Genomic DNA, 12828 nt, shown 5'->3' with positions numbered 1-12828 from the left:
GGCCGGGACGATGGTTCCTGTCCCCCGAACCGGGGACACGCCGCCGTCGACAGGAGCATCACCCGTGACCACCAGCCCCCTCGCCGACCGGACCACCGCCGTGGCCGCACGTGCCACGGACCTGTCGAAGATCTACGGACAGGGCGAGACCCGGGTGGTCGCCCTGGACCAGGTCTCCGTCGACTTCCGCCAGGCGGAGTTCACCGCGATCATGGGCCCCTCCGGCTCCGGCAAGTCCACCCTGATGCACTGCGTGGCCGGCCTGGACACCTTCTCCTCCGGTTCCGTGCGGATAGGCGACACCGAGCTGGGCTCCCTGAAGGACAAGCAGCTCACCAAGTTGCGCCGGGACAAGATCGGGTTCATCTTCCAGGCGTTCAACCTGCTGCCGACGCTGACCGCGCTGGAGAACATCACCCTCCCGATGGACATCGCGGGCCGCAAGCCGGACAAGCAGTGGCTGGACTCGGTCATCCGGATGGTGGGCCTCGCGGACCGGCTCGGCCACCGGCCCTCCCAGCTCTCCGGCGGCCAGCAGCAGCGCGTCGCCGTGGCCCGCGCCCTCGCCGCCAAGCCGGAGATCATCTTCGGCGACGAGCCCACCGGGAACCTCGACTCCCGCTCGGGCGCCGAAGTGCTGGGCTTCCTGCGCAACTCCGTACGGGAGCTGGGGCAGACGGTGGTGATGGTGACCCACGACCCGGTCGCCGCGGCGTACGCGGACCGGGTGGTCTTCCTCGCGGACGGCCGGATCGTCGACGAGGTCTACGGGCCGACCGCCGACTCGGTGCTGGACCGGATGAAGCGGTTCGACGCCAAGGGCCGCACCAGCTGATCTCCCGTCAGGACCGACGGATCCGAGAACCGGACTGAGAAGAAAAGAACCCATGTTCCGTACCGCCTTGCGCAACGTACTCGCGCACAAGGCCCGGCTCCTGATGACCGTGCTCGCCGTGATGCTCGGCGTGGCCTTCGTGTCGGGGACCCTGGTCTTCACCAACACCATCTCCGACGCCTACCAGAAGAGCTCCGCCAAGGGCTTCGACCAGGTCGACGTCGCCGTGACGCCCGAGTACCAGGACGACGAGGGCGACCGCATCGGCAAGGTCCCCGAGCTGACCCGGGCCCTGCTCGACGACAGCGCGAAGGTGCCCGGCGCCGCGTCCGCCGTCGGCGTCGTCGGCGGCTTCACCGCGATCGCCGACAAGGACGGCAAGCTCATCGGCGGCGGCTTCCGGTCGCAGGGCGGCAACTACTGGGGCGACAAGGACCCCCGGTACCCGCTGAAGGAGGGTTCCGCCCCGCACGGCGCCGGCCAGGTGGCCATCGACTCCGAGACCGCGCGGCGGGCCGGCTACGCGGTCGGCGACACCGTCCGCATCTCGGTCGACGGCCCGGTCCTCACCCCGAGGATCAGCGGCATCTTCACCACCGACGACGGCAACGTCGCCGCCGGCGGCAGCCTCGCCCTGTTCGACACCGCCACCGCGCAGAAGCTGTTCGGCAAGCCCGGCGTGTACGACGAGATCGCCGTGAAGGCCGCCGCGGGCACCTCCCAGACCGCGCTGAAGGCCGCACTCGACAAGGCCCTGCCCGCCGACCTCGTCGAGACCACCACCGGCCGGCAACTCGCCGACGAACAGGCGGAGATGATCTCGTCCCAGATGAGCGGGATGAAGCAGGGCCTGCTGGTGTTCGCCGGCATCGCGCTCTTCGTCGGCACCTTCATCATCGCCAACACCTTCACCATGCTGGTCGCCCAGCGCACCAGGGAACTGGCGCTGCTGCGCGCCGTCGGCGCCTCCCGCCGGCAGGTCACCCGCTCGGTGCTGATCGAGGCGTTCGTCGTCGGCACGGTGGCCGGCGTGACCGGTCTGGTCACGGGCGTCGGCATCGGCGCCGGCCTCAGGTCGCTGATGGGCACCTTCGACGCGACCGTTCCCGACGGCCCGCTGGTGATCTCGCCCGGCACGGTCGCCGCCGCCCTAGGGGTCGGCGTCGTCATCACCATGCTGGCGGCCTGGCTGCCGGGCCGACGGGCCGCGAAGATCCCGCCGGTCGCCGCGATGAGCAGCGTCCACGCCCGCGCGACCACCCGGTCGCTGGTGCTGCGCAACACCCTCGGCGCCCTGTTCTCGGCCGCCGGCGTCGCCGTGGTCCTCGCCGCCACGACGATGAGCGGCTCCGACGGCCAGGCCCCGATGGGACTCGGCGCGGTGCTGCTGATCATCGGCGTGTTCATCCTGACGCCGCTGCTGTCGCGTCCGCTGATCGCCGCCGCGGCGCCCGTGCTGCGGGTGTTCGGGGTGTCCGGGAAGCTGGCCCGGCAGAACTCGGTGCGCAACCCGCGCCGTACGGCCGCCACGGCCTCCGCCCTGATGATCGGCCTGACCCTGATCACCGGCATGACGGTGATGGCGGGCAGCGTGCAGAAGTCCATCGACAAGATGGCCTCGGCCGCGATCAAGGCCGACTACGTCGTGTCGATGGCGAACGGCACCTACCTCTCCCCCGACGTCGACCGCACACTCCGGGAGACCGCCGGGGTGACCCTCACCAGCCCGATGCGCAACGCGCCGGCCCGCGTCGACGGGAAGACGACCGAGTACCTCACCGGCGTGACCGGCTCGGCGATCGGCCGACTGACCGACCTCAAGGTCGACAACGGTACGTTCGAGATCGGCGGCGCCCGGGTCGTCGTCGACACCCGCACCGCCAAGAGCCTCGGCTGGAAGGCCGGTTCGTCCTTCACGGCGTCGTTCGAGGACGGCAAGAAGGAGCGGCTGACGGTCTCCGCGGTCTACGAGGGCAACGAGCTGCTCCAGGGCATCCTCCTCGACAACGCCACCCTGACCCCGCACCTGACCGACCCGACCGACATGAACGTCATGGTCAAGACGTCCGGCGGCGCGTCCGACGCGACCAAGGACAAGCTGGAGAAGGCCCTCGGCTCCAACCCGGCCATCAAGGTCCAGAGCAGGCAGGACCTCTCCAACGAGATCGCGCAGATGTTCACGCTGATGCTGAACATGCTGTACGGGCTGCTCGCGATGGCCGTGATCGTCGCGGTGCTCGGTGTCATCAACACCCTGGCGATGTCGGTGTTCGAGCGCTCCCAGGAGATCGGCATGCTGCGCGCCATCGGCCTGGACCGCAGGTCGGTCAAGCGGATGGTGCGGCTGGAGTCGCTGGTGATCTGCCTGTTCGGCGGGGTGCTCGGCATCGGGCTCGGCGTGTTCTTCGGCTGGGCGGCCGGCGAGCTCATCGGCACGGCGATGCCGACGTACGAGCTGGTCCTGCCGTGGGCCCGGATGGCCGTCTTCCTGCTGCTGGCGGCCTGTGTGGGCGTCCTGGCGGCGCTGTGGCCGGCGCGGCGGGCGGCGAAGCTGAACATGCTCACGGCCATCAAGTCGGAGTAGGGCGGCGCGCAGGCGGGCCGCGGCCGGAGCGCGACGCGGCCCGGCCCCGAGGGCCCCGGAAGTCCGCTCACGCGGTTCCGGGGCCCTCGGCGTACCGGTCGGGCGCCGTCAGTTCCAGGTGCGGGCGCGCAGCGGCAGACCCGACGCCCCGGCACCGGGGGTGCGGACGGCGAGGACCTGGTTGACGCCGATGTGGTTGCGTTCGAAGCCGAGGGCCGAGGCGGCCATGTACAGCCGCCAGACACGGGCCCGGCCGGGGCCTGTCAGGTGCACGGCCCGGTCCCAGTCGGCCTCCAGCCGGTCGACCCAGCGGCGCAGGGTGAGGGCGTAGTGCTCGCGGATCGCCTCCACGTCGCGGACCTCGAAGCCCGCCCGCTCCAACTGGGTGACGGTGGTGCCGACGGGGGCCAGCTCGCCGTCGGGGAAGACGTAGGCGTCGATGAACGCGTCGATGCGGTAGGTGGTTTCGTCGCGCTGGGGACGGCGGGCGATCTGGTGGTTCAGCAGTCGTCCGCCGGGCCGCAGGAGGTCGTGCAGGACCTTCGCGTACTCCAGGTACCGCTCGGCGCCGACGTGCTCGGCCATCCCGATGGAGGAGATCGCGTCGTACGGCCCGTCGGAGACGTCCCGGTAGTCCTGGACGCGGATCTCGACCCGGTCGGTCAGCCCCTCGTCGGCGACGCGCTTGCGGGCGTAGGTCGCCTGCTCCTGGGAGAGGGTGATGCCGACGACGCTCACGCCGTGGTCCCGGGCCGCGTGGATCGCCATCGAGCCCCAGCCGCAGCCGACGTCGAGCAGGCGCCGGCCGGGGGTCAGGGCGAGCTTGCGGCAGACGAGTTCGAGCTTGTCGCGCTGGGCGGCCTCGAGCGTGTCGTCCGGGGACTCCCAGTAGGCGCAGGAGTACACCATGGACGGGCCGAGGACGATCTCGTAGAAGTCGTTGCCGACGTCGTAGTGGTGGCTGACGGCCCGTCTGTCGGTGCGGCGGGTGTGCACGGGGCGGCCTCGGCGCACCTCCTCGCGGGGCGGGGCGGGCGGCAGCGGGGGGCCGGCGAGCCTCAGCAGTCCGGCGACCGCCCGGCGGAAGTCGGGGTCGCGGAGGGCCTCGGCGAGGGTGCGGGCGTCCTCGCCGCGCTCCCAGACCAGGCCGGCCAGCCGGTCGAGGACGGTGTAGAGGTCCCCCTCGATCTCCAGGTCGCCGGCCACCCAGGCGCGGGCCAGGCCCAGTTCACCGGGTTTGAACAGCAGTCGGCGCAGCGCCCTGCGGTTGCGCACGACCAGGGCGGGTGCGTCGGGAGGTCCCGCCTGGGAACCGTCCCAGGCGCGGACACGCACCGGGAACGGGGCTCCCAGCAACTGTTCGACGAGGGCATGGAGCCGCGACGCGGCGTCGGCCATGGTGCACACCTCCGTGACGGTGATCCCGGAATGTCCTGTCACCACGTAAACACGGAACGTACCCGATTCCAGTCCCCCACAGCCGTTATGAACGGGCAAAATGAGGGCGCACGCCGACCGCCCACGCGCCCGGCAGATCACAGCCCCCGGCGCACCCCGCCTGTCACAGCGGGTCGCGGTCCGTGCGCCCGACGGCTCTCAGCCGGTCGCCGCCGTCCCCCCGCCGGTCACAGAAGGGTGGCGCTGTCCAGCACGGCGTCCACGATCCGCCGCGCCTCGGGCCCGCCCGGCTGCGCGACACCGAGGAGGAAGGCCGAGCGGCTGTCGTCCACGGCGACGACGGTCATCCGCAGGTGCCCCGCCCCTCCCTCGCCGTCGGACACCTTCAGGACCACGGTGTGCGCCGGACGCCCGTCGACCGTGCGGGCTTCGGACTCCTGCGGGGTGGAGTCGCCGTCGGGGTAGAAGAACTCGGCGTTCGAACGGGCCCATGCCTCGGTGGACGCCCGCAGGTCGGACTCCGCCACGGCGCCGCCCCGCCCCGCGAGGACGACGCTCCCGCTGTCGTCGGCGGCGGACTCGCCCCCGTGCGAGATCGAGGAGGTGAACGCGTCGAGCAGATCACCGTCCGCGCGCTTCCACCCCTCGGGAAGGGCGTACGAGATGCCGGCGGTGGTGTCCTGCACCCGTGGCCGCCCCGCCAGCGGCCCGTCGTCCCCGCCGTCCGTCATCCGCCAGGCGACGAGCCCCGCACCGGCCACGAGCAGCACCAACGCCACGACCACACCCACCGGCCCCCGCCACCGACGCCCCGGCCCGCCGGGGGCGGGCGGCGGCGGGAACCCGGCGACGGGCGGGGACGGGGGCTGCTGGGGGAGGTGCGGAACGTGCGGTGTCGTCATGGCCCCACTCGATCATGACGGGCGGTGGCGGGGCGTGGGCGCCGGTACTCAGAGACGTACTCAGATCGACCGCGCCCCGGCCCGTCCACGCCGAAGGGGCCGCCCGCACCACGGATGGCGGGCGGCCCCTTCGGGCGTCGTTCGGTCGGCGGAGGTCAGGAGGCCTTGGCCTTTTCCTCCGTCTTGGCCGGCTTGGCGGCCACCGGGGCCGGCTTGGCGGCCTCGTAGAACTCCTCGCGCGGGGACTCCAGGGCGCCGAGGGCGACGACCTCACGCTTGAGGAACATGCCGAGGGTCCAGTCGGCGAAGACGCGGATCTTGCGGTTCCACGTCGGCATGGCCAGACCGTGGTAGCCACGGTGCATGTACCAGGCGAGACGGCCCTTGAGCTTGATCTTCATCTTGCCCATGACGATCATCGCCACGCCCTTGTGCAGGCCGAGACCGGCCACCGCGCCCTTGTTGGAGTGCGCGTACTCCTTCTGCGGGAAGCCCCGCATTCCGGAGATCACGTTGTCGCCGAGGACCCTGGCCTGACGCAGGGCGTGCTGGGCGTTCGGCGGGCACCAGGCGTTCTCGTTGCCCGCCTTGCGGCCGGCGAGGTCCGGGACCTGGGCGTTGTCGCCGGCGGCCCAGATGTAGTCGGTGCCCTGCACCTGGAGGGTGGCGGCCGTGTCGACGTGACCGCGCGGGCCCAGCGGGAGGCCGTAGCGGGCCAGGACCGGGTTCGGCTTGACGCCGGCCGTCCACACGATGGTGCTGGAGTCGACCTCCAGGCCGTTCTTCAGCACCACGTGGCCGTCGACGCAGGAGTCCATCGAGGTGGAGAGGTAGATCTCCACGCCGCGGCTCTCCAGGTGCTCCTTGCCGTACTGGCCGAGCTTGGGGCCGACCTCGGGGAGGATCTTGTCGGCGGCGTCGACCAGGATGAAGCGCATGTCCTCGCGGGACACGTTCTTGTAGTACTTGGCCGCGTCGCGGGCCATGTCCTCGACCTCGCCGACGGTTTCCGCGCCCGCGAAGCCACCGCCGATGAAGACGAAGGTGAGCGCCTTGCGGCGGATCTCCTCGTCGTTGGTGGAGTCGGCCTTGTCCAGCTGCTCGAGGACGTGGTTGCGCAGGCCGATGGCCTCCTCGATGCCCTTCATGCCGATGCCCTGCTCGGCGAGGCCGGGGATCGGGAAGGTGCGGGAGACCGCGCCGAGCGCGATCACCAGGTAGTCGAAGGGCAGCTCGTACGCCTCGCCGACCAGCGGGGCGATCGTGGCGACCTTGCGGTCCTGGTCGATGGTGGTGACCCGGCCGGTGAGGACCTCCGCCTTGGGCAGCACGCGTCGCAGCGGGACGACGACGTGGCGCGGGGAGATGTTGCCGGCGGCGGTTTCGGGGAGGAAGGGCTGGTAGGTCATGTACGACCGGGGGTCGACGACCGTGACGGTCGCCTCGCCGTAGCGCATCTTCTTCAGAATGCGCCGAGCTGCGTACAGGCCTACGTACCCACCGCCTACTACGAGGATCCTGGGACGCTCCGTGGTGCTCATGCCATCGAGTATCCACCCGGCTCGGGGGGGTCGCTCGTGCGCCCCTTCACAAGCTCTTCCAGAGGGTGTGCTATCCTCCGCCGCCCGCGTGATCCACGTCATGGCGCGAAACGGGAACCTGTGCCTCCCCCACCCCGTTGTCAATGCCGCGTGAGCTGCCTCTCCGGGCGATGAGGGCCGGGGTGAGGGGCGCCGGACACCCCGGTGCGGCACCCCCGCGAAACGTCCCCGCACTCCGCTTTTGAACACGTTCACACGGGCGTCGGGGGCCCGGAAGGGTCAACCGGAGCGTTCCCGTCCTCCGCCAGGGCCGAATTCCTTGTGAAGAACTTCACGAACTTTTCCGACGGGGCGTCGCCCGGGCCGTGACGAGGGGCCCGCAAAGGCCCCTGCGGTGCGCTCATGCGTTGTCCACACTGCTCAGCGGAGTGCTGCCCGGCCCGCGGCGCAGCGGCAGCCCGGGTCCGTCAGCCGTCCCGACGCCGTGCGCATCCTCACCGCCCTGACCGCACTCGGTGACGACCGGTACCGCCGCGACCGGCGGGACGTCCACCGCGATGTGGGACGCCCCGCCGCCTGCCCTCCCCTCAGCGCTCCCGGCCCGCCGCGCGATGAGCGGTGCGGTCGAAGACCGCCCACGAGGGTCACTCGGTGGACGCGCAACTCCAAGCGATCCCGTCCAGGATGTCGTGCTCGCTCACCACGACCTCCCGCGCGCCGATCCGCTCCATGATCGCGAGCAGGACGAGGGCGCCCGCGGCGATGACGTCCACCCGGCCCGGGTGCATCGAGGGGACGGCCGCGCGTTCGGCGTGCGTGGAGCGCAGCAGCCATTCGGTGATCTCGTGGACGCGCTCGCGGGAGACCCGGGAGTGGTGGATGGCATCGGAGTCGTACTCCGGCAGCTTCTGCGCGATCGCGGAGATCGTCGTGACCGAGCCCGCGAGGCCGACCAGCGTGTGCGCCTCGCGCAGCGGCACGGTCCGCTCCGCGAGGTCTAGGGCGGCCTCGATGTCGGCCCGCATCGCCGTGATCTGCTCGGCGGTGGGCGGGTCGGTGACCACCCCGTCCACGACCAGGTGCCGCTCGGTCATCCGCACGCAGCCGACGTCGACCGAGCGCGCCGCGCGCACGTGGTCGTCGCCGACGACGAACTCGGTCGAGCCGCCGCCGATGTCGACCACGAGGTAGGGCCTGGGGAGGTCGTCCCGGCCCGTCAGTTCCCGCGTGGCGCCGGTGAAGGAGAACTCGGCCTCCTGGTCGCCGGAGATGACCTCGGGCTCGACGCCCAGGATGTCCAGCACCCCGCGCACGAACACGTCGCGGTTCTCCGCGTCCCGGGAGGCGGAGGTGGCGACGAAACGCAGGCGCTCGACGCCGTGTTCCTCGATGACGGCCGCGTACTCCCGGCAGGCGGCGAAGGTCCGCTCCAGCGCCTCGGGTGCGAGACGGCCGGTGCGGTCGACCCCCTGGCCGAGGCGGACGATCGTCATCCGGCGGTCCCGCTCGACCAGTCGGCCCGTGGCCGGGTCGGCGTCGGCGACAAGAAGCCGGATGGAGTTCGTACCGCAGTCGATGGCGGCGACGCGGGTCATGGCGGGCCCTTCTGTCATCAGGTGAGCTTTGCGGCGCCGGTCGGCAGTATCCAGTCCGTCCGGCGTGCGAGGACGAGGCCCGTTGAGGGCCGAAGCGGAGGTCCGGGGCAGCGGCCGCGTGGCGGTCCCGCACCGGCGGGCGGCCCCGTGGCGGGGACCGCACCGGCGGGGCTGGGCCGACGGCCGCTTCTCCTCGGACGGTCATACCCCGCGGACTGTCACCCGCCCGTGGACGGTGACTCCTCCGTGCCGCGCGTGACACACGTCCCCTTGCGCCACCACTCCGGCAGCATCGCGAGCGCCTCGTCGCCGAGGGGGTTCACGCCGGGGCCGGCGGCCAGCGAGTGGGCGACCAGGACGTGCAGGCACTTCACACGGTCCGGCATGCCGCCGGCGCTGGGGAAGTTCCTGAGCTCCTCGATCTCGTCCCGCCGCCGGACGTAGTCCTCGTGCGCGGCCCGGTAGGCGGCGGCCAGCTCCGGGTCCTGCTGGAGGCGCTCCGTCATCTCCTTCATCACGCCGTCGGCCTCCAGCGTGCCGATGGCGGAGTTCGCCTTCGGGCACGTCAGGTAGTACAGCGTGGGGAAGGGGGTGCCGTCGGGCAGGCGGGGCGCCGTCTCGACGACGTCCGGCTGGCCGCACGGGCAGCGGTGGGCGATCGCGCGCAGACCGCGCGGGGGACGCCCGAGCTGCTGCTTGAAGGCCTCGACGTCCGCGTCGGTGGGCTCGGTGCGCGGGGTGGTCGGCGGAGGGGTTTCCATGCTTCGGGGAGTGTCTCTCTGTCGGTTCACTGGTCGGAGGCGTCGGACTTGTCGACCCCGTCCCAGACGTTCGAGTACCAGGGGCGGTCGGCGGCCCCCAGGTCGGTGCGGGCCTGCTTGGCCGCGTCCGGGTCGACGACGATGAATCCCGTCTCCCCCGGCATCACGTAGTGCAGCCGCTGCCGGATCTGCTGCTCGGCGTACGCGTCGTCCTGCCAGCGCGCCTTGAGGTCGCGCAGTTGCTCCACCCGCTCGCGGGCCTGCTCCCGCTCGCGCTGCAGATCGGCGATCTCGGCGCGCTGGGAGACGTACTGGCGCATCGGGTAGGCCAGGGCCACGATCATCGAGCACAGGACGAGCGCGAGGAGGGCGGCACGGCCGGTGAGGCGGGAGCGGCGGGCCTGGCGCTTGGTCTGGGAACGGTAGACGCGGGCCGCCGTCTGCTCGCCGAGCAGCCTGATCCTGGTCGCGGTGGAGAAACGGTCCCGGTCCCTCACGGGCATGTTTCCCGCCTTCCGTCTCACACGTGCGTACGTCCCCGGACACGGTACGGGACCGAGTACGGGGACGTACGTACGACTGGCCAAGCCGTGACCCGGAGGGTCACCTCACCAGGTGTCAGCCCTTGAAGCGCGGGAAGGCGCTGCGGCCGGCGTAGACCGCGGCGTCGTCGAGGATCTCCTCAATGCGCAGCAGCTGGTTGTACTTGGCGACGCGGTCCGAGCGGGCCGGGGCACCGGTCTTGATCTGACCGCAGTTCACCGCGACGGCGAGGTCGGCGATGGTGACGTCCTCGGTCTCGCCGGAACGGTGGGACATCATGCACTTGAAGCCGTTGCGCTGGGCCAGCTCGACGGCGTCCAGGGTCTCGGTGAGCGAGCCGATCTGGTTGACCTTGACGAGCAGCGCGTTGGCGGCGCCCTCCTCGATACCGCGGGCGAGGCGCTCGGGGTTGGTGACGAACAGGTCGTCACCGACGAGCTGGACCTTGTCGCCGAGGCGCTCGGTGATGGTCTTCCAGCCGTCCCAGTCGTCCTCGAACAGCGGGTCCTCGATGGAGACCAGCGGGTACGCGTCGACGAGCTCGGCGTAGTAGTCGGTCATCTCGGCGGCGGTGCGCTCCTTGCCCTCGAAGACGTACACGCCGTCCTTGTAGAACTCGGAGGCGGCGACGTCGAGCGCCAGGGCGATCTGCTCGCCGGGGGTGTAGCCGGCTTCCTTGACGGCCTCGAGGATGAGGTCGAGGGCGGCGCGGTTGGAGTCCAGGTTCGGGGCGAAGCCGCCCTCGTCGCCGAGGCCGGTGTTCAGGCCCTTGCGCTTCAGCACCTTCTTGAGGGTGTGGTAGACCTCGGCGCCCCAACGCAGGGCCTCGGAGAAGGACTCCGCGCCGATCGGGGCGATCATGAACTCCTGGATGTCCACGTTGGTGTCGGCGTGCGAGCCGCCGTTCAGGATGTTCATCATCGGCACCGGGAGCAGGTGCGCGTTCGGGCCGCCCAGGTAGCGGAAGAGCGGGAGGTCGCTGGCCTCGGAGGCGGCGTGGGCGACGGCGAGGGAGACGCCGAGGATGGCGTTGGCGCCGAGGGAGCCCTTGTTGTCGGTGGCGTCCAGGTCGAACATGGCCTGGTCGATCAGGCGCTGCTCGGTGGCGTCGTAGCCGACCAGCTCCGGGCCGATCTGCTCGATGACGGCGAGGACGGCCTTCTCGACACCCTTGCCGAGGTAGCGGTTCGGGTCGCCGTCGCGGAGCTCGACGGCCTCGAAGGCGCCGGTGGAGGCGCCGGACGGGACGGCGGCACGACCCGTGCTGCCGTCGTCGAGGCCGACCTCGACCTCGACCGTGGGGTTGCCTCGGGAGTCCAGGATTTCCCGGGCTACGACGACGTCGATGGACGGCACGAGCATCTCCTTCTTGGGATGTGACGCTGGTAGTGCGGGGCCCGAGGGGTCGTGACGGACCCTTGCGGAGCCTTGCGACTAGAGCCTAACCGCCCCCGGGCCGTCGGCAGCCGACCGACCGTCCCGTGGACAGCCTGACGGTACACATTGTTCCCGTCCGGAACAAAGAGGGAGGGCGACGATTGGGCGAAATCCGGGGGGCGGGCGGGGTCGCCGCCGGGAGAGGCCGGGGAAGAGAAAACCCCGCCCCGGTGCGTACGGGGGAGAACGCACCGGGGCGGGGAGCCCGTGGGGACGGGGGGACCCTCACGAGGTCCTCAGTGTGCGGACCTCGGCTGTGAGGGGGCTGTGGCCGTCCTGGGAGCCGGGTGTCACTTCAGGTGAAGCTGCTGACCCGGGTAGATGAGGTCGGCGTCCTCGACGATGTCCTTGTTCAGCTGGAACAGCTTCTCCCAGCCGCCCTCGACCTTCTGCTTGCCGGCGATGGAGCTGAGGGTGTCGCCCTTGACGACCTTGTACTCGCCGTCGCCCTTCTTGACCTTCTTGCCGGTCGGCGTGGTGACGGTCTTCTGGGACTTCGTGGCCGGGCGCTCGGCGGAGCGGGAGGCGCTCTGCTGCTCGGTGGAGCGGGAGCCGCTGTCCGAGGAGTCGCCGGAGGACGACGAGGAGGACGAGGACGACGAGGAGGTGCCGCCGCCGTTGTACGCGGCGCCGGACAGGCCCACGCCGCAGACCGGCCAGGCACCCTTGCCCTGGCCCGCGAGGACCTTCTCGGCGATCTCGATCTGCTGCGACTTGGTGGCCTTGTCGGCGGTGGAGGCGTACTGCGTGCCGCCGTACGCGGCCCAGGTGGAGGCCGAGAACTGAAGACCGCCGTAGTAGCCGTTGCCGGTGTTGATGGACCAGTTGCCGCCGGACTCGCACTGGGCGACCGCGTCCCACTCGGAGGCGGTGGCGGCGGAGGCGTTGCCGGCCGCCATCAGCGGGGCGGCGACGGCGGCACCGGTGACACCGGCGATGGCGATGGCGCGAGTGGCCTTGGACGGACGACGGTGCTTGCCCTTGCCGGAAAACAGCATGGTGGATCCCCTCACCGACGCCTGCGAGGTGAGCTGTCGGGTTCGGGCCGGTTGAGTTGCCCGGCCACTCCTCCTGGGAGGCGTGGCTTCACCCCTAGCCGGATCCGGCATCAACTGCCGGGGCCGGCGCTTACCTTGGGTCCCCCGCTCCTGCCTACGGCGCTTGACGCGACGACTGTTCCCGGGCGGCCGCTGGCAGGATTCGGCGTTGCGGCAGCCGGGGCTCGGATTGCC

The 12828-nt window shown here is 71.3% G+C and carries 10 protein-coding genes and 1 riboswitch; of the genes, 2 read left to right on the top strand and 8 right to left on the bottom strand.

From position 1 onward, the window contains the following. Positions 1-64: 64 nt before the first annotated feature. Together ACZ4YY_RS23805 and ACZ4YY_RS23800 are read left to right on the top strand one after the other, a co-directional pair. Complete coding sequence (locus tag ACZ4YY_RS23805; RefSeq protein WP_468293578.1) at positions 65-835, top strand: ABC transporter ATP-binding protein; 771 nt, start codon at positions 65-67, stop codon at positions 833-835. Positions 836-887: 52 nt separating this feature from the next. Further along, positions 888-3419 carry an ABC transporter permease gene (locus ACZ4YY_RS23800; protein ID WP_468293575.1) on the top strand — a complete coding sequence of 844 codons (2532 nt, stop codon included), beginning with the start codon at positions 888-890 and terminating at the stop codon, positions 3417-3419. A gap of 108 nt (positions 3420-3527) precedes the next feature. Here ACZ4YY_RS23800 and ACZ4YY_RS23795 read toward each other — a convergent pair whose 3' ends face one another. The 8 genes from ACZ4YY_RS23795 to ACZ4YY_RS23760 form a co-directional block, all read right to left on the bottom strand. After that, positions 3528-4817: a class I SAM-dependent methyltransferase gene (locus ACZ4YY_RS23795; protein WP_468293572.1), complete on the bottom strand. Its 1290-nt coding sequence runs from the start codon at positions 4815-4817 to the stop codon at positions 3528-3530. A 227-nt stretch (positions 4818-5044) separates the two neighbouring features. Beyond that, positions 5045-5719, bottom strand: coding sequence for a hypothetical protein (locus tag ACZ4YY_RS23790; RefSeq protein ID WP_468293569.1), 675 nt, complete (start codon positions 5717-5719; stop codon positions 5045-5047). Between the two features lie 155 nt (positions 5720-5874). Next, positions 5875-7260 carry an NAD(P)/FAD-dependent oxidoreductase gene (locus ACZ4YY_RS23785; protein ID WP_468293566.1) on the bottom strand — a complete coding sequence of 462 codons (1386 nt, stop codon included), beginning with the start codon at positions 7258-7260 and terminating at the stop codon, positions 5875-5877. Positions 7261-7904: 644 nt separating this feature from the next. Continuing rightward, complete coding sequence (locus tag ACZ4YY_RS23780; protein WP_468293781.1) at positions 7905-8855, bottom strand: Ppx/GppA phosphatase family protein; 951 nt, start codon at positions 8853-8855, stop codon at positions 7905-7907. A 218-nt stretch (positions 8856-9073) separates the two neighbouring features. After that, positions 9074-9616: a DUF501 domain-containing protein gene (locus ACZ4YY_RS23775; protein WP_468293563.1), complete on the bottom strand. Its 543-nt coding sequence runs from the start codon at positions 9614-9616 to the stop codon at positions 9074-9076. 26 nt (positions 9617-9642) lie between these two features. Further along, positions 9643-10119, bottom strand: coding sequence for an FtsB family cell division protein (locus ACZ4YY_RS23770; RefSeq protein WP_468293560.1), 477 nt, complete (start codon positions 10117-10119; stop codon positions 9643-9645). Positions 10120-10234: 115 nt separating this feature from the next. After that, a complete protein-coding gene (gene eno / locus ACZ4YY_RS23765) occupies positions 10235-11515 on the bottom strand; it encodes a phosphopyruvate hydratase (protein WP_468293557.1) in 1281 nt (426 codons plus the stop codon). Between the two features lie 371 nt (positions 11516-11886). Next, on the bottom strand, positions 11887-12594 hold the full coding sequence (locus tag ACZ4YY_RS23760) for a transglycosylase family protein (RefSeq protein WP_468293554.1): 708 nt from the start codon (positions 12592-12594) through the stop codon (positions 11887-11889). A gap of 3 nt (positions 12595-12597) precedes the next feature. Next, a riboswitch (cyclic di-AMP (ydaO/yuaA leader) is annotated at positions 12598-12766 on the bottom strand. Positions 12767-12828: the final 62 nt, after the last annotated feature.

The sequence above is a fragment of the Streptomyces sp. NPDC030143 genome (genome assembly GCF_055573695.1).
Note: the sequence above shows the minus strand (reverse complement) of the source record. Positions and strands in the feature narration are given on the sequence as shown.